Genomic DNA, 17,426 nt, shown 5'->3' with positions numbered 1-17,426 from the left:
TTCATGCGACTGACAAGCAGGGCTGGCAGTTCCTTGCGAATCATCAGGTCTGCGTTCCGGGCCGGGAGAACTGCCGTAGCGGCGACCCTCCAAGAGGCTCAGCGAACCAGTCGAACAACAATGTCATCGATTTGATAATCGTTGCCACCATCAGTCCCACCACCGCCTCCTCGATCCTGATGGCTTATTATTTGAATCGTGTGGTTCGTGCTCTGTGTCACCGAAAAGTTTCCTGTCTGGGAATACCACTGGCCGGTCCGGGGAACGCTGTACACCGGCAAGATTGCTTGGCCTGTTGAAAACCTGACGGAAAAAATAGGGGGAATGTTAGTCGGCTGAGGGCTGAGGTTTCGGACTCGATAACTGAATGTGTAGGTATGCCCGACCACAAATCGAAATGATTGACTGAATAGTAAGCCAGAGTGACCTGAAGCGCCGGGAGTGTCATTGTGAAACACACCACTGGTCACTCGCCCTTGATAACCTGCTGGCCCTTTGGTCCAGTTACCTGACGTGCCGTTCGTAAAATCGGTTACGGAATCCGTCCACCTCTCTGCAGTAAAGCTGCGCACTGCCGACTCCGGTTGTGCACCATAGAGCGCTTTGGCCTTGATAGGATGCGCGACCGGGCTCAATCCACTGATCACTCTGCTCCAGTCGCCATTGGCATTGACTGGCACGACTGGCGTCAGCGCTGTGTTGCCGTCGTAGATCTGTACGGTCTGGCCGGGACTGGCCTTGCCGGTGACGGTGACGCTGGCGTCGAAGGTCGTGCCGTTCGGTGCAACGGTGCCTTTGGAGTCGGTGATGTTGACGATGGTGGGGGTCACGGTTTGCGCGACGGTAAAGCTTCGCACCGCCGACTCCGGTTGCGCACCGTAGAGCGCTTTGGCCTTGATGGGGTGCGCGACCGGGCTCAATCCACTGATCACTCTGCTCCAGTCGCCATTGGCATTGACTGGCACGACTGGCGTCAGCGCTGTGTTGCCGTCGTAGAGCTGCACGGTCTGACCGGGACTGGCCTTGCCGATGACGGTGACGCTGGTGTCGAAGGTCGTGCCGTTCGGTGCAACGGTGCCTTTGGAGTCGGTGATGTTGACGATGGTGGGGGTCACGGTTTGCGCGACGGTAAAGCTGCGCACCGCCGACTCCGGTTGTGCACCATAGAGCGCTTTGGCCTTGATAGGATGCGCGACCGGGCTCAATCCACTGATCACTCTGCTCCAGTCGCCATTGGAATCGACTGGCACGACTGGCGTCAGCGCTGTGTTGCCGTCGTAGAGCTGTACGGTCTGGCCGGGACTGGCCTTGCCGGTGATGGTGACGCTGGTATCGAAGGTCGTGCCGTTCGGTGCAACGGTGCCCTTGGAGTCGGTGATGTTGACGATGGTGGGGGTCACGGTTTGCGCGACGGTAAAGCTGCGCACTGCCGACTCCGGTTGGGCACCGTAGAGCGCTTTGGCCTTGATAGGATGCGCGACCGGGCTCAATCCACTGATCACTCTGCTCCAGTCGCCATTGGCATCGACTGGCACGACTGGCGTCAGCGCTGTGTTGCCGTCGTAGAGCTGTACGGTCTGGCCGGGACTGGCCTTGCCGGTGATGGTGACGCTGGTATCGAAGGTCGTGCCGTTCGGTGCAACGGTGCCCTTGGAGTCGGTGATGTTGACGATGGTGGGGGTCACGGTTTGCGCGACGGTAAAGCTGCGCACTGCCGACTCCGGTTGCGCACCGTAGAGCGCTTTGGCCTTGATAGGATGCGCGACCGGGCTCAATCCGCTGATCACTCTGCTCCAGTCGCCATTGGAATCGACTGGCACGACTGGCGTCAGCGCTGTGTTGCCGTCGTAGAGTTGTACGGTCTGGCCGGGACTGGCCTTGCCGGTGATGGTGACGCTGGTATCGAAGGTAATCCCGTCGGGCGCGACTGTGCCTTTGGAGTCGGTGATGTCGGTGAGGGTGGGCGATATCCACCCAGCCACCCGTAAATCTAACGCTGCAGAGTATTCATTGCGCTGCGTGGCGGCCCGCCACACGGTATAGAGCACCCTCACGCTATTTCCGATATTGGCCGTCACGAATTTTCCGTCCACCGGAAAACGAACAGGTTGGCCTTCGGTCACGGTGGTGATGGGCAGCCAGTCACTGGTGCTGGCGAAGGGGTTGGGACTGCGCCAGTAATAGGTAAGAACATCCCCCTTCAGGGGCTTCGCCTCGCTGATCCACACATGCACCCTATCGAACACCTTGGACGGATCCAGCACATCCCCCGGCGGATCGGCCTCTTCCACTTCAGGGGCCGGCAGTGTCGCCCGAACCTTTTCAACTTTGGCCAGCAGCCGCTCGGACTCTCTGATGTCGAGGAGGCCAGGTGCATCGTTTGCGACCACGTAAGACAGGTCGAGCGTGCCGTTTTCAAGGACCTTGATGTGCTCGGCGTTGATGTCGAACGTGACCAGGCCTTCCTTGGCTTCGTTGTCGCTGACGATATGGGGAACCTCATGCGGATAGTCGTCGCCATCGGACTTGGTGCCAGACCATCTCAGGCAGATCAGGTCGCCATTTTTCATCGCGTAGCGTACATCGACCGTGGCGTAAGGCTCGTCCGGTTCGAGGGTATCGCCGAGCAGTTCGCGGATGCTCGGCTCGGGGAGGATGTTGACGTCGCCCACGACACTGGCAAAGGTACGCTTGGAAGAGAGTGGGTCACCCCCGTCCTTTTTGTAGAGAATATAAGACGCATCGGCGCGCCCTTGGGCGATGGCCCTGATCAACTCATAAGGCACTTCGATTTCCAGCACTGAAGGGATGTTGTCGATGTCGCGGGTTTTGCTGCAGATGAGCGGTTCAGCGTCACCCGGCGGCGTGCCGATGAAAGTCATTTTCACCTTGTCGCCCACGCCGAAGTACTGGCTGCTGACATGGATCTGGATCGTGACCGGCTGCTTGTTCAAATCCCTGATGGTAATGAAACCGTTGACGGCTTCCCTGATGATCGGTGCATCCAGTCGCCAGCCGCCCGCGTCCACGTCGATGTAGGTGCGTTTGGAGTGGCGGTCGGCCCAGTTCCAGACTTCGTCATTGATGTCGTATTTGATTTCCCGTTTGAGTCCGTCACCGGTGCCGAAAATGGCGTCCGGATCAATGAGGATCTCGATCGGCTGCTGGCCGTCGGCTTGCTCCTGCGTAATGCGGTGCGCCGGAAGCCGATAGTCGCCCAGCTGTAAACGCACCTTGTCGTTGCGCGTGCAATTCACGTAATGAGGGATGGTGGCCAGGACGCCTTTTTTGGCCCATTCGGCGTCTATCACGCCCTGTTCGACCAGCTCGGGCGGCAGTTGCACGATGTTCAACTCTGAGTGGCCGTCGGGCAAATGCGGTTCCTTGTCACGATTTCCCGGTTTGTAAAGCTTGACCCATATCCGCAAGCCCGGCGACGGTGGGTCGGCTTCGGTCTCGCCTGCGCGGGTCAGCACATAGTGGCAGTTTTCAAGCCACCCCGACTCGACCGGCGTTGGCAGATGAAAGAACACCCTTTGGTTGACTTCTTCGGCCTTCACGAAGCGCTCGAGTACTTTTGTGTTGTTGTAATAAATGTCGAGTTTGTCACCCTCGCTCATTGGGCTCAGGTAAGGATTGATGACGCATTGCAAGCCTTCAGGGTCTGTGGTGGCGACCTTGATGCTGATCCCGCCATCGCCGTCTTGCACCGGCTCGACCATCCCCGGAATCAGCAGGGGACGCAGCGCCAGTGTGTTATTGCCTTCCGTCAGGGGAGGGAAGCGGAAACGCTTGTGAGAAGGCATCAGGCAAGTCCTCTTGAAGAGAATTCAGGCGTTTTTTGATGACGGCCGCTGCAGTCGAATTCAGCGAGAATCAGGTGGATTCAGGCTTCGGGTAGGTGACGAACACTGCAATGCGCTCCGGTCAGGTGATGGAGTGATTGAACCTGTGTTTATGGGTTAGCGCACCTGTCAGATCTGACAGGTGCGCACTGAAAACCGACGAACGGCTTAAGAGGGCTGGCACGAATTTTTGGTGGTGGACGGCGAGAAATGCACCCGCGCCAGCAGGATGTCAGTCAGCCTTCACGCTGAAGATGCTGGCGCCTTCATCAACAAGCCCATAGGTATTGCGAGATGTACTCCCTGAACTCGTTGAGTTCAGACAAACACGATTTCGTAGGGCAAACGCATCCGCTCCAGGATCACCGGCGGCAACATCGGCGCAATGCCGATCGCCGGTTCGCCGTTGAGCTGGCTGGCGTAGGCATGGGTGGCGTGGCTCTTGCGCGCTACGGTCCAGGTATCGAGGCGCAGTTTGCGTGCGCGTTCCCATGGGATCAGTTGCTGGTCGCGTTCAGGCCAGTGCCAGGCCCAGACCGGTACATCGTGGAAGGTCGCGCCGGCCTGTTCCGCCGCTTGCGCACTGGCTCGACCCACCGCTTCATGGTCGTCGTTGCCATCGCCGCGCCAGGTGCTGAACACCACGTCGCCGGGACGCAGGTAGCGGCTGATGAATTCGGTCACCTGCGCTTGCTGCTCACAGAGGGCGTTGTCAGTGAAGCCGCCACGCACCCATTTCAGGCTGTGCATCGGCAGGCCGAGGCGGCGCAGGGCTTCGACGCTTTCCTGCGGGCGGAACACGCTCAGGCGTTTCTCCGACCATTGCCGTGAACCCGGATGGCTGGCACTGCCGTCGGTGATCGAGAGCAATTGCAGCGGATGGCCGAGGCTGGAAAGTAGTTGCAGCAGACCGCCGCAGGTAACCACTTCATCGCCCGGATGCGGCGCGATGACCACGGCGCGGGCACCGTCGGGCACCAGGCTGCGGGTATTGATGACGGGGATGTTGTCCAGTTGCGGAGCGCTGTTCCAGATTTGCGCCGGCGAACTGCTGTCGCTGAGGGATAACGGTTTCATGGTGTGACGTCCTTGTGTTGTTTGGCCCTCAGTCGTGCGTGTGGTGATGATTGCCAGACGCCTGCGACCCGTGAAGGCGGGTTGAATGCCTAGCGACGCTCCGAACCCTGGATTGCCGCGCAGCAGAGTATTGCTCATGAAGCGAAATTCGTCGCGTCACAGATCAATCTGATCCGCTTTTTTTTGCGCTATCTGTGCCAGATTTCGCAGGTAGTCACCAAAGCCACCGCGCGCACGGCTGTCGAATCGCGCACTGGTGAGCACTTGCGGGCGATGGCTCCAGGCGATGTTCGCGCCGTCGAGTTCCAGTTCCCGGACCAATTGCACATCCTCGTCGCAGGCCAGCGGTTTAAAGCCTCCGGCCCAGCGATAGGCGTCGGCACTGATGCCCAGATTGGCGCCGTGGATATGCCGATGGCCATCGCAGGCGCGGTAATCCCGGTGATAGCGGATTTGCGCCGCTTCATCGAACGACTCGTGCCAGCGTTCGACCGTGACGGTACCGCATACCGCGTCCGCGCCCAACCCCAGTTGCGCCACCAGCCAGTCGTCGGCCACGCGGCTGTCGGCATCCGAACAGGAGATCCAGCGCGCCCCGCGCTCCAGCAACAGTTGTGCGCCAGCGGCCCGAGCCTGGCCGACATTGCGTGCGTCGATGTGCAGGCTCAGCACCGGATAGCGGCTGACGATCTGTGCCGAGCGGTCGGTGCAGCTGTCGAGCACGACCAACACTTCAACCTTTTCCCCGGCCAGCAAACCGTGGCGGCTGGCGCGCATGGCCGCGTTCAGGCAGTCGTCGAGCAAGTCTTCTTCGTTGTGTGCCGGGATCAGAATGCCGATCATCGCAAGCCCTCCAGTGCCGCCACCGAGCGCGGCTCACGGCTCCACACCTCAAGAATGAAGTCCGCTTCCTGATGCAGGACCAGCCGTGGCAGGTGCAGATTTTCGTGAATCAGGTCATGAACCTGCCGTGCATTCAGCGGGCAGCCATCGATGGGCGGACGCCAGTGACAGGCGAGGAACTGGCCGTCGGCAGTCAGGCAATCACTGGCCCGACGGATCACTTCTGTCAGATCTTCACCATCGAGGTAGTAGCCGATCTCGCTAAATACGATCAGGTCGAATTTTTCTTCCGGCCAATCGCCGGGAAGACGGTTTTGTCGCACTTCGGCGTGATCGAACAGGCTCAGACGCGTGCGCGCCAGGGTCACCGCTGCGCTGGCCGTGTCACAGCACAACAACCGATCACAACGGCCGGCGAGTTCGGCGCTCAATTCGCCGTTGGCGCAGCCCGGCTCGAAGATTGCCCGATAGTGCGGCCGTGGCAGGGCGGCGAGGGTGATCGCGCGCTTGCGCTGCTCGTACCAGCGCTCACGGAAGGCCCACGGGTCGTCGTTGCCGGCAAACAGCCCGTCGAAATAGCGATCCTCGACACTCATAGAAACACCACTTCGAAGGGTTGCAGCAGGCGATCGAGCACATACGGCGCCAGCACCGGGCCAAGTCCGGCGTCAGGATCGCCTTCCAGTTGACTGGCGAAGGCGTACACCGCGTGGCGCTTGCGTGCGACTTGCGCTGGCGTCAGAACAATCTTGCGTGCCCGTTGCCACGGTACGAAGGCGTCTTCCGGGGTTGCCCAGTGCCAGGTCCACACCGGCAGTTCATGGCAACTCGCACTTACGCGACGGGCAGCCTCGGCGCTGGCGCGGCCGACGGCTTCGTGGTCGCAATGACCGTCCTCGCTCCACGTGGTGAAGAGCACATCATCGGGACGCAGATGACGCGCAATGAAATCAACCAGCTCCGCTTCCTGGGCCGCGACCTGGGTGTCGCTGAAGCCACCGCGCAGCCATTTCACCCGATGCATCGGCAAACCGAGGCGGCGCAGCGCTTCGGCTGATTCCTGCGGGCGCACCACGCTCAAACGTTCTACCGGCCAACGACTGGAACCGGGGTGACTGGCGCTGCCGTCAGTCACCGAAATCAATTGCAGAGGCCGGCCAGCGGCGGCGAGCAATTGCAGCAAACCGCCACAACCGAGCACTTCGTCGTCAGGGTGTGGCGCAACAATCACTGCCCGGGCGCCCGGAGGCACCAGACTGAGAATGTCGATGCTGTCCAGCTCCGCCAAGTGCCGCGAAGCCTGCCACTGATGCAGGCTGGTGCCTTGGCCGACAATCGGATTGGTTTTCATAATGCCCATACCTCACTGGATTGCCCGGCCATCAATTGCCCGAGGGCGGCCAGATCCCGTTCGGCATGACTCTGGCGCAGGAACACCGGCAGGTCGGCGCTGAGTCGGGCAAAGTGGCGATCCTTGCAAAACGGCCCCGCGCCGAGGGCGCGGCCGACCTCACGCATCACCTGTTCGGCCGATTGCTCGACCACCGCGCGGGCGCGACGAGCGAGCAATTCGGCGTTGTCCTCGGGATGGGCATCGATGTGCAAGGCGCTGAACCGCAACACATCTGCCGCTGCTTGCAAGGCACTGTCGACCGCGCCGAGATGGGCGAGGGCGTGGGGTTCCGGGCGTTGTGCACACTGCGCGCGCAATGCTTCGGCGATTTGCCGCGCAGCACCGTACCAGCACGCAGCAATACCGATTCCGCCCTGCCAGAAACCCGGGCGTTGCAGATAGTCGCCGGGGTTGCCGATGGCCTGCGCTTCGGCGCCGTCGAACAGCACCTCCACGCTGCCGGTGGCACCCATGCCCACGGCTTGCCAGCCTTGTTCGGTGACGGTCACGCCCGGTTGATCGAGGGCGACGGCGACCAACTGTTGCTGATCATCGGCATCCCACGCGGTGAGCAAGGCATGGCTGAGCACGGCGGCACCGGAGCACCACGCCTTGCGTCCATGCAGCGCAACCATGTGCCCGACCGGGCTGACTTTGACCCGTGCTTGCGGCGGTTCCGCGGCCCACATACCCCAAGTACTGCCCGGCGTCGGTGAGCCGCCCAGTTGCTCGATAATCGCCAGTGCGTCGGTATGGCCTTCGAACAGTTTGCACAAACCCAGGTCATGCCCGCCGACTTCCGCCAGCCGCTGAAAGCGCTCCAGCGTGCGGCCACTGCCCGGTAACGGCAAACGATCCAGCCCGGCCTCGACCAGCGCCCGCAGGCAATCGCCGAGGGCTAGGGTGTGCGGATAATCCGCTGGACGCCGGGCGAGATAGTTGTGCAGATCCATATCAATCTTCTTCATCACGTTGCAGTTCGAACAGCAGCAACGAGCGCCCGGTAACCGAGTATTCGTGGCCGAAATCGAAGCGTTCCTGCCCACGGATCGACGGCTGATTGGTGTCGATCATGCACGTCCAGAAACTGCCTTCCGGTACTTCCGGCAAGGTGAAATTGACGATGTCGTGATGGGCGTTGACCACCAGCAGCAAGGTCGCATCCGCACCTTTGCGGCGAATCCCGGTTTCCTGCGCGCGGCCGTCGAGCAACATCCCCAGGCAGCGGTTATGCGCGTCGTGCCAGTGCTCGGTGGTCATCTCGGTGGCGTCCGGCGCCAGCCAGGTGACGTCCTTGACGCCGATGTCTTCGTTGTACTCGCCGACCAGGAAGCGTCCGCGACGCAGGATCGGATAAGCCAGGCGCAGCTTGATCAGGCGCTTGACGAATTTCAGCAACGCCTTGCCGTCTTCGCTCAGGTCCCAGTTGACCCAACCGATCTCGCTGTCCTGGCAATAAGCGTTGTTGTTGCCGTCCTGGGTGCGGGCGAACTCATCGCCGGCGACGATCATCGGCGTGCCTTGGGCGAGCAGCAGGGTGGCGAAGAAATTGCGCATCTGCCGATGGCGCAGGGCATTGATTTCGGGATCGTCGGTCGGGCCTTCGACGCCGTGGTTCCACGACAGGTTGTTGTTGCTGCCGTCCTGATTGTTCTCGTCGTTGGCTTCATTGTGCTTGTCGTTGTACGAGACAAGGTCGTTGAGGGTGAAGCCGTCGTGGGCGGTGATGAAGTTCACCGAGGAATAAGGACGCCGTCCGCGCTGGTTGAACATCTCACCCGAGGCGGTCATGCGGCTGGCAAAGTCTGCAACCTGGCCGTCGTCGCCTTTCCAGAAGGCGCGGACGGTGTCGCGGAACTTGTCGTTCCATTCGACCCAGCCCGGCGGGAAATTGCCGACCTGATAGCCTCCGGGGCCGCAGTCCCACGGTTCGGCAATCATTTTCACCTGACGCAGCACCGGGTCCTGACGGCAAGCGACGAGGAAGCTGTGACGCTCATCGAAACCATCGTGGTAGCGGCCGAGAATGGTCGCCAGATCGAAGCGGAAGCCGTCGACGTGCATTTCGCTGGCCCAGTAACGCAACGAGTCGGTGACCATTTGCAGGACGCACGGATGACTCAGATCCAGCGTGTTGCCGGTGCCGGAGTCGTTGATGTAGAAGCGCTTGTCGTCGGGCATCAAGCGGTAGTACGAGGCGTTGTCGATGCCGCGCATCGACAGGGTCGGGCCTTGCTCGTTGCCCTCGGCGGTGTGGTTGTAGACCACGTCGAGAATCACTTCGAGGTTGGCTTCGTGCAGGTGCGCGACCATTTCCTTGAACTCGGCAATCTTGCCGCTGGCGAGGTAGCGCGGGTCCGGGGCGAAAAACGCGATGCTGTTGTAGCCCCAGTAGTTGGTCATGCCTTTGTGCAGCAAGTGCTGGTCGTTGACGAAGGCATGGATCGGCAACAGCTCTACCGACGAAACGCCGACGTTGCGAATGTGTTTGAGGACATCGTCATTCATCAAACCGGCAAAGGTGCCACGCACGTTTTCCGGCACCGACGGGTGACGCATGCTGATGCCGCGCACGTGGGTTTCATAAATGATGGTCTTGTCCCACGGCACGCTGACGCGATGGTCATTGCCCCAGGTGTGCGCCGGGTCGATGACCTTGCATTTGGGCACAAACGGCGCGCTGTCGCGTTCATCGAAGCTGAGGTCAGCGTCGGGATGGCCGATGGTGTAGCCGAACAGCGCTTCCGACCATTTCAGTTCGCCCACCAATTGCTTGGCGTACGGGTCGATCAGCAATTTGTTGTGGTTGAAGCGGTGACCGTTGGCCGGGTCATACGGGCCGTAGACGCGGTAGCCGTAGATCAGCCCCGGGTGCGCATCGGGCAGGTAGCCGTGGTAGATCTCGTCAGTGTATTCCGGCAGTTCGATGCGTTCGAGTTCGACTTCGCCGGTATCGTCGAAGATGCACAGTTCGACCTTGGTGGCGTTGGCGGAGAACAGGGCAAAGTTCACCCCCAGCCCGTCCCAGGTCGCACCGAGCGGGAAGGGCAGGCCTTCACGGATTCTCGACGGCTCGGCGTGCGCGGTGGGTTCGGCTTTCTTTGGACGGGTCATGATTGCTCCTGCAAATACGGGGGTAGTTCGGTTAACACTGTTTCCCCTGTGGGAGCGAGCAGGCTCGCTCCCACAGGGGGTTGGTGTGTTTCTTGAGGACGAGCGCGTCCTCGGTGGCGAGCGAACCCGCCACACGGTCATTCAGTTCAATAGTTCGGTTAGCGTCAGATCGCCGAAGGCTTTCGCGGCGCCTTGGGCTTTTTCTCGGCGGCTTTTTCGCCAGGGGGAATCACTTTCGCGGCGCTGGCCGGTTTGGCTTTCGCCGGCGGTTTCGGTTTGGCGGCCGGGGCCTTGGCCTCGGCGGTTTTGCCAGCGGCTTTGCTGCCAGCGGCTTTCGGTGGCTTCTTCGGTGCCAGCGCCTCAGCTTCGGCGAGCTTGCGTGCCATCTCCCAGTGGCGCGCCTCCTGACCATCAGGCTGACCTTCCGATTCCCAGATTTGATAGGCGAATTCGCGGATGCGTTTATCGTCGGTACTCATCGCAATGCTCCTGAACTGAACTCATGCTTGTGTTAAGTGTTGGATAAAGAGATTGACCGGGACATCCCCCAGCGCGTCGCTGATATTCAGCTCCCTGTTTTTTGTGACTGCGCTGCTTGAAAAAAGTCCCTTCAGGTTTGTGTCAGAGGCGGCGAACGGTAGAACCACCCGCGTATCGCCCCAGCGCAGCGCATCGACCTGAGGTACAGCACCGTTTTCCAGCAGGGTTGCGCAACGGACCGGCACGATCACGATGGCCTGCTTGCTCTCATGCTCACGGGCAAATGCGAGCACGTTGTGCGCCTGACTGCCGAGCACTTCCAGGGCCTGATAGCTGCCACGGCGAAACAGCTCGGCATGCTCGACGCGCAGGTTCAGCACTTCGGCAATCAAGGCTTGCTTGATGCGCCCGTCACGCCAGTTCGTCAGCAGTTCCGCAGGTGGCATTGGCTCCTGCAGGGCTTGCTCGCGAGCGGCGTAATCCACCGGCCGGCGATTGTCCGGATCGACCAGGCTGAAGTCCCAGAACTCGTTGCCCTGATACAGATCCGGCACCCCCGGCACGGTCATGCGCAGCAAGGTTTGCGCCAAGCCATTGAGCGCGCCGGCGGCGGCAATGCTGTTGACGGTCTTGCTCAGTGCGGCGCGCAGCAGTTCGCCTTCTTCGCCGGTGAGGAGTTTTTCGGTGAATGCCTGCGCGGCGTTTTCATAGCTTTCGTTCGGCGCGCTCCAACTGCTTTGCAGCTTGGCTTCACGCAGGGCTTTCTGCTGCCATTGCCAGATACGCTTGGCGTAGTCGGCGAACCCGCCCTGATCATCATCACGCAGGTGCAGCGGCCAACTGCCGAGCAACGCTTGATAGAGGATCAGTTCATCGCCGCTCGACGGCATCTGATCGTCCACCCGCACCGGGCGGGCGAGGGCGCGCCACAGTTCGATCTGTTCGGCGTACCAATGGCTGCGCTCACTGAGCACAGCCAAACGTGCGCGGGTGTCTTCGCCGCGCTTGTGATCGTGGGTCGCGGTGGCCAGCAAGTTTTCGGGGAATTCACTCAGCCGTTGCTGATTGACCGCATGAAAGTCGCTGAGCGGGGCGCTGAACTGTTCGGTGTTGTAGCCGACGTCATTGCGCGACAGCAGCACCGCCGAGCGATACAGCGCGGTGTCCTCCACGGCTTTGGCCGCTGCCGGTGAGGTCAGTTGCTGAAAGCGTACGCAGGCATGTTTGAGAATCTTGCGTGAACGCCCGCGCGGTTTGCGCCGCCACGGCGTGCCACCGAGCCAGGCGGCAACGCAATCGAGCACCGGCCAGTCGCCTTCGCCGAGGGTTTGCCGGGCACCGTCCATGGCGTGCTGGAAGAATTTCTCGTCCTGCGCCGAGCGGCCCATGGCGCTGATGTAAGTGCGATAGACCGGGAAATGCACGATCAGCGCCTGCAGCACCCGGCGGATCGCACCGAGAGTCAGGTCGCGGGTCATCAGGTCATCGCGGGCGACTTGCAGCAGGGCCTGGGCGACGCTTTCGCAATCGCTGGCCAGCGAGCCGTTGAGAATCTGCTGACGCGCCAGCTGTGCTTCTTCGATGAACGCGGCCGGGCGTTCGGTGCGCCGCTGCCAGAGGTCACCGAGCACGAATTCGCCGTCCGGGTCGTGTTGCAGCAGCGACAGCTGGTTCATGAACTCGTAACCGGTGGTGCCATCCACCGCCCAGTCGCGGTGCAGGGTTTCGCCGGCGCCGAGGATCTTCTCGACGTGGATCGGCAAGTGCCTGCCCGGCGCCAGCAGATCGACCCGGCGGCGCAGTTTGCGGCAGTAACCACGCGGGTCGGCGAGGCCGTCGATATGGTCGATGCGTAAACCGTCGACCAAGCCTTCGGCGATTAATTGAAAGATTTTGCCATGGGTGGCTTCGAACACCGCCGGACGCTCGACGCGCAGGCCGCCGAGTTCATTGATGTCGAAAAAGCGCCGCCAGTTGATGTCGTCCGCCGCCGTGCGCCAACTCGCCAGGCGATAGCTTTGACGTTCCAGCAACTGATGCAGTTTGTGGAAGCCTTCTTCGCTGGTTGAATCGTAGTGCAGCAGATTGTTCTCGATCGCTTCGAGGATCTGCGGATCAGTCGCTAACTGGCGCAGTTCTTCTTTCAGCGCAATCGCCAGTGAATGGGCATCGGTCTGGTAGCTGAGGGCGGTGAAACGATCGGCTAAAGGCTTCAACGCTTCCTCGGCCCTCAGCAGCTCACCGTAATCACTCGGGCAGATCGGGAAATGATGGTCGTAGTGCTCGACGTGGAAACCACCCGTCTGCGCGTTGAAGTGCAGCTTCAACGTGCCTTCCTGCAAGGCCACGCCGTAATCGCTGCCAAGAAACGGCAGCAGCAACTGGCCCTCCATCAACGGGTCCGGCGAGTGCCACTGAATGTCGAAGAACTCGCCGTACGGACTGAGTCGTCCCCATTCCAGCAGGTCGAGCCACCACGGGTTGTCGTTGCCGCCGACCGCCATGTGATTGGAGACGATGTCGAGGATCAGCCCCATGTTGTGTTCGCGCAGGGTGCTGACCAAACGCCGCAGTGCCGGCTCGCCGCCGAGCTCCGGATTGACCTGGGTCGGGTCGACCACGTCGTAACCGTGCATCGAGCCGGCCCGCGCCGCGAGCAGCGGTGAGGCGTAAATATGGCTGATGCCCAGCCGGGCGAAATACGGCACCAATGGCACGGCTTGTTCGAGGGTGAAGCCTTTATGAAATTGCAGGCGCAGGGTCGCGCGCAGGGGCTGGATAAGCGCTTGATTCATTGGTCACGCTCGGCAGCCTGAAGACGCGCGCAGGCGAGCAGTTCCAGACGTCGCGCCGCATCGGCGCCATCGAGCAGCGCTTCACTGGTGCCGGGCAAACGCCGTGACCAGTTCGGATGAGTGTCGATGGTGCCCGGAAGATTGGCCTGTTCGTTGATGCCCAGCGCATCTTCCAGCGGCAACAGCACCAGTGGCGCGCGGGTATGGCCCAGGAAACGCACAGCGGCGTCGACCACTTGATCGGCCTCGTGGGATTCCTCACGAAAGTTTTGCGGGTCTTGGCTCAACGCACTGCGCAGGCCTTCGCGTTCACGCTGGCGGTATTGGCGCCATTCGATTTCGCCGTTGGCATCGACAAAACCCAAGCGCGCGTTCCAGTCAATGTCGCGGCCATGCCACCAGCCGTTGAGCGTCGGCAGATCGTGGGTGCTGGTGGTCGCCAGTGCGTTGTCCGGCCAGTCGAGAATCGGTTTGAAATGCGTGTTGTCCTGTTCGAACAGCAGCACGCGCATACCGAGCATGGAACGGGCGATAAGTTTTTCGCGCAGGCCATCAGGCACGGTGCCGAGGTCTTCACCGAGCACAATCGCCTGGTGGCGATGGGATTCGAGAGTCAGCAGACGCAGCAAATCATCGACCGGGTAATACAGGTACGCGCCATCGGCCGGGACGGCGCCATTGGGGATCACCCACAAGCGTTGCAGGCCCATGACATGGTCGATGCGCAAGCCGCCGGCGTGGGCGAAGTTGGCGCGCAGCATGTCGATGAAGGCACGGAAACCGTTGCGGATCAGGCCTTCCGGCGAGAACGCGGAAATGCCCCAGCCTTGACCCGAGCGATTGAGAATGTCCGGCGGTGCGCCGACGGTCAGCGAGGCCAGCAGTTCATCCTGAAAACTCCAGGCCTGACTGCCGGCGCCATCGGCACCTACTGCCAGATCGGCGATCAGGCCAATGCCCATCCCTGCGCTGCGCGCGGCGGTTTGCGCGCGCTCCAGGCAACGGTGGATCAGCCATTGGCAGAAAGCGAAATAGCCGATGCGTTCGGCGTATTCCTCGGCAAATGCTTCCAGCGCCGCGCCGCGTGGGTCGTGCCAGTGTTCCGGCCATTGCCGCCAATCGAGGTTTTCGCCACGGGCGGCGCGCATTTCCTGAATCGCTTCGAAACGGCAGTGGTTTTCCAGCGCTTCACCACCGGCGTGGCGGAAACTGGCGAAATCCGGGTGCAACGGATGGTCACCGGCGATGAAACCTTCATACAACGCCTGCAAGAGTTTCTGCTTGGCGTCGGCGGCGCTCGGCCAGTCGATCAGGGGTAGATCTTCCAGTTGCGCAAACTGCTCGGCCAGGCCGGCCGCGTCGATCGCATCCCGCAAGGCGCGCTCGCCGAGAATCGCCCCGGGGGCGGCATACAGGGAATTGAGAAACAGTCGGCTGGAGGGCGAATAAGGACTGTAGCGCCCGGTATCGGCGCTGAACATGGCGTGCAGCGGGCTGATTGCCAAGGCATCGGCGCCGCGCTCACCTGCGACGCGAACGAGGTCTTCGAGCGCTTGGGTATCGCCGAAACCGCCGTCACCGGCGCGGCGCAGGGAATACAGCTGCGCACTCAAGCCCCACGCGCGGGGAATCGGATTATCCACCGCATCGCCGACGCTGAAGCAGCGCTCCGGGGCGACGGCCAGGGTGAAATATTGATCGGCGATGTGTACCTGTTGATAGCCCACCGGGATCAGCCCCGGCAATACCGCTTCGGAATCGAGTTTCAGGTTCAGCCGCGAGCCGTCTTCAAGGTGGACTTCACACGGCGTTTCCGGTGCAAAGTAGCGCGCCAGATCCACGCCGATGCCGACATCGGCGGTCAACAGCGGTGGCAAGTGGCGGTCTTGTTGAACGGCTTGCAGTTCCAGCAGGCTGGCGTCGATTTCCTGCGCGGTGCTCGCGGGGTGACCGAGACCAATCAAAACATTGCGCAGCACCGCCGGGGCGACTTTTTGCGGGCGGCCGTTGGCGTCGATCCAGTCGACGGCGAGGCCGGCTCGGCTGGCGAGAATTTCCAGTTGCGCATCGCTCATAGGCGCTCTCCATTCAGAGGTTGCAAAGGGGTTGCGGCCGTGAGGCTGACAAGCGCGCAATACGCGGGCAGTACGCCCGATTCCGACAGATCGACGGTGGGTGGCTGTTGAAACAACCACACGGCCTCGGTCTGTGGAGGGTTGACCACTGGCGTGTCGCTGAGGTTCAGGTCAATTCGCAGCTCGCTGCCATTGCCCAGACGCCAGCGTGCACTGACCGCGCCATAACCGAGCATATGGGCGCCGAGCGCTTGCGTGCCGGACAGATGGGGAATGATGTATTGATGGCGAAATTGCAGCAGCTTCTGGTACAGCGCGAGGGTTTCCTGCTGTTTTTCGCTGCCATGGCCGATCAACCTTGGCTGTGAGGCGTGGAAGGTTTTGTCGGCATTCGGGTCGGGAATCTGCTCGCGTTTATGCGGGTCGGTGAAGGCGCTGAAGGCGGCGAACTCATTGCGGCGACCCTCACGCACCAACTCGGCCAGTTCGCCGTGGTGACTGGTGAAAAACAGGAACGGCTGCTCGGCGGCGAATTCATCGCCCATGAACATCAGCGGAATCATCGGTGAGAGCAGCAACAACACGGTCGCTGCCTGCACGGCACGCGGATCGGCCAGATGATGCAAGCGTTCGCCGAACGCGCGATTGCCGATCTGATCGTGGTTCTGCAGGAACAGCACGAACGCGGTCGAAGGCAGATGTTCGCTGGGCTCGCCGCGTGGTTCGCCATGGCGGGTGATGTGACCCTGGAAGACGAAACCCTGACTCAGGCAACGCACCAACTGTTCGGTCGGTTGCAGGGCGTAATCGGCGTAGTACGCGTCGGTTTCGCCGGTCAGCAGCACGTGCAGGGCGTTATGGCCGTCGTCGTTCCACTGCGCGTCGTAGTCGTATTCGAGCAGGCTCGACTGGTTGAGTTCGTTTTCCACGGTCAGCCAGACATGCCGACTCGGGTCGATCTGTGCGCGGATGCGCCGGGCCATTTCCGTGAGGAAATCCGGGTCTTCGATGGCATGCACGGCATCCAGGCGCAGACCGTCGAAACGGTATTCGAGCAACCACATCAGGGCGTTTTCAATGAAAAATTCCCGCACTTCGTCGCGACGGAAATCGATCGCGGCGCCCCACGGCGTGTGTTTGTCCTCGCGGAAAAAGCCTTTCGCGTAACGATGCAGGTAATTGCCGTCAGGGCCGAAGTGGTTGTAGACCACGTCGAGAATCACCGCCAGACCGTGGCCGTGGGCGCTGTCGATCAGGTGTTTGAGTTGTTCCGGCGTGCCGTAGGAGGCTTGCGGCGCGTAGGGCAAAACGCCGTCGTAGCCCCAGTTGCGTTCGCCGGGAAACTGCGCCAGCGGCATCAGTTCGATGGCGGTGATGCCCAGGCCGGCGAGGCGCGCCAGGTGTTGTTCGACTTCAGCGAAGCCACCGAGCGCACCGACGTGCAACTCGTAGATCACCGCTTCGCTCCACGGCCGACCTTGCCAGGCACTGTGTCGCCATTGATAACTCAGCGGATCGACCACCACGCTGTGGCGGTCGAGGTCGCCATCCTGCGCTCTGGAGGCCGGGTCGGGCACCTCCAGTTCGCCGTCGATGTTGTAGCGGTAACGGGTGCCCGCCGGGCAACGGGCCTTGATCACAAACCAGCCGTCTGCCTGAGGCAGCATTGGCAGGGACTGGCCGTGTTCAAGTTCGACACTGACGTAGAAAGCATCCGGCGCCCATAGCGCGAACTGCGTGTGTTCGGCGTCCAGCATGATCGCGCCGTGGGGCCATGTTTCAGTAGACCGTAACGGCATCGTGG

The 17,426-nt window shown here is 61.5% G+C and carries 11 protein-coding genes; all 11 read right to left on the bottom strand.

The genetic code is table 11. The features are described 5' to 3' along the window. Nucleotides 1-98: 98 nt before the first annotated feature. A complete protein-coding gene (locus ACZZ0G_RS27860; protein WP_463558405.1) occupies nucleotides 99-3,806 on the bottom strand; it encodes a hypothetical protein in 3,708 nt (1,235 codons plus the stop codon). Nucleotides 3,807-4,163: 357 nt separating this feature from the next. Continuing rightward, on the bottom strand, nucleotides 4,164-4,922 hold the full coding sequence (locus ACZZ0G_RS27855; RefSeq protein ID WP_463558404.1) for a PIG-L deacetylase family protein: 759 nt from the start codon (nucleotides 4,920-4,922) through the stop codon (nucleotides 4,164-4,166). A 156-nt stretch (nucleotides 4,923-5,078) separates the two neighbouring features. After that, on the bottom strand, nucleotides 5,079-5,765 hold the full coding sequence (locus ACZZ0G_RS27850) for a glycosyltransferase family 2 protein (protein ID WP_463396377.1): 687 nt from the start codon (nucleotides 5,763-5,765) through the stop codon (nucleotides 5,079-5,081). Further along, nucleotides 5,762-6,361 (bottom strand): SAM-dependent methyltransferase, encoded by a 600-nt coding sequence (locus tag ACZZ0G_RS27845; protein ID WP_463558403.1) that lies wholly within the window; start codon nucleotides 6,359-6,361, stop codon nucleotides 5,762-5,764. Before ACZZ0G_RS27845 ends, ACZZ0G_RS27850 begins: the two co-directional genes overlap by 4 nt. Further along, nucleotides 6,358-7,116: a PIG-L deacetylase family protein gene (locus ACZZ0G_RS27840; protein WP_463558402.1), complete on the bottom strand. Its 759-nt coding sequence runs from the start codon at nucleotides 7,114-7,116 to the stop codon at nucleotides 6,358-6,360. Before ACZZ0G_RS27840 ends, ACZZ0G_RS27845 begins: the two co-directional genes overlap by 4 nt. Continuing rightward, the gene (locus ACZZ0G_RS27835; protein WP_463558401.1) at nucleotides 7,113-8,111 is read right to left on the bottom strand and encodes an acyl-CoA dehydrogenase; all 999 of its coding nucleotides are present in this window, start codon (nucleotides 8,109-8,111) and stop codon (nucleotides 7,113-7,115) included. The genes ACZZ0G_RS27840 and ACZZ0G_RS27835 overlap by 4 nt, the downstream gene beginning before the upstream one ends. A 1-nt stretch (nucleotide 8,112) precedes the next feature. Beyond that, entirely contained in the window at nucleotides 8,113-10,272 is a 2,160-nt protein-coding gene (gene glgX, locus ACZZ0G_RS27830; protein WP_463396374.1) for a glycogen debranching protein GlgX, read from the bottom strand. Between the two features lie 164 nt (nucleotides 10,273-10,436). Next, nucleotides 10,437-10,751 carry a DUF2934 domain-containing protein gene (locus ACZZ0G_RS27825; RefSeq protein ID WP_463558400.1) on the bottom strand — a complete coding sequence of 105 codons (315 nt, stop codon included), beginning with the start codon at nucleotides 10,749-10,751 and terminating at the stop codon, nucleotides 10,437-10,439. A gap of 21 nt (nucleotides 10,752-10,772) precedes the next feature. Beyond that, entirely contained in the window at nucleotides 10,773-13,547 is a 2,775-nt protein-coding gene (locus tag ACZZ0G_RS27820; RefSeq protein WP_463558399.1) for a malto-oligosyltrehalose synthase, read from the bottom strand. Further along, on the bottom strand, nucleotides 13,544-15,622 hold the full coding sequence (malQ, locus tag ACZZ0G_RS27815; RefSeq protein WP_463558398.1) for a 4-alpha-glucanotransferase: 2,079 nt from the start codon (nucleotides 15,620-15,622) through the stop codon (nucleotides 13,544-13,546). Before malQ ends, ACZZ0G_RS27820 begins: the two co-directional genes overlap by 4 nt. Next, complete coding sequence (gene treZ / locus ACZZ0G_RS27810) at nucleotides 15,619-17,421, bottom strand: malto-oligosyltrehalose trehalohydrolase (protein WP_463558397.1); 1,803 nt, start codon at nucleotides 17,419-17,421, stop codon at nucleotides 15,619-15,621. Before treZ ends, malQ begins: the two co-directional genes overlap by 4 nt. Nucleotides 17,422-17,426: the final 5 nt, after the last annotated feature.

Source organism: Pseudomonas sp. AC169 (assembly GCF_979258515.1).
Note: the sequence above shows the minus strand (reverse complement) of the source record. Positions and strands in the feature narration are given on the sequence as shown.

Coding starts and splice junctions, on each gene's coding strand:
- ACZZ0G_RS27825 (WP_463558400.1), bottom strand. CDS start 10,751: ATGAGTACCGACGATAAACGCATCCGCGAATTCGCCTATCAAATCTGG.
- treZ (WP_463558397.1), bottom strand. CDS start 17,421: ATGCCGTTACGGTCTACTGAAACATGGCCCCACGGCGCGATCATGCTG.
- glgX (WP_463396374.1), bottom strand. CDS start 10,272: ATGACCCGTCCAAAGAAAGCCGAACCCACCGCGCACGCCGAGCCGTCG.
- ACZZ0G_RS27840 (WP_463558402.1), bottom strand. CDS start 7,116: ATGAAAACCAATCCGATTGTCGGCCAAGGCACCAGCCTGCATCAGTGG.
- ACZZ0G_RS27850 (WP_463396377.1), bottom strand. CDS start 5,765: ATGATCGGCATTCTGATCCCGGCACACAACGAAGAAGACTTGCTCGAC.
- ACZZ0G_RS27855 (WP_463558404.1), bottom strand. CDS start 4,922: ATGAAACCGTTATCCCTCAGCGACAGCAGTTCGCCGGCGCAAATCTGG.
- ACZZ0G_RS27845 (WP_463558403.1), bottom strand. CDS start 6,361: ATGAGTGTCGAGGATCGCTATTTCGACGGGCTGTTTGCCGGCAACGAC.
- ACZZ0G_RS27835 (WP_463558401.1), bottom strand. CDS start 8,111: ATGGATCTGCACAACTATCTCGCCCGGCGTCCAGCGGATTATCCGCAC.
- ACZZ0G_RS27860 (WP_463558405.1), bottom strand. CDS start 3,806: ATGCCTTCTCACAAGCGTTTCCGCTTCCCTCCCCTGACGGAAGGCAAT.
- ACZZ0G_RS27820 (WP_463558399.1), bottom strand. CDS start 13,547: ATGAATCAAGCGCTTATCCAGCCCCTGCGCGCGACCCTGCGCCTGCAA.
- malQ (WP_463558398.1), bottom strand. CDS start 15,622: ATGAGCGATGCGCAACTGGAAATTCTCGCCAGCCGAGCCGGCCTCGCC.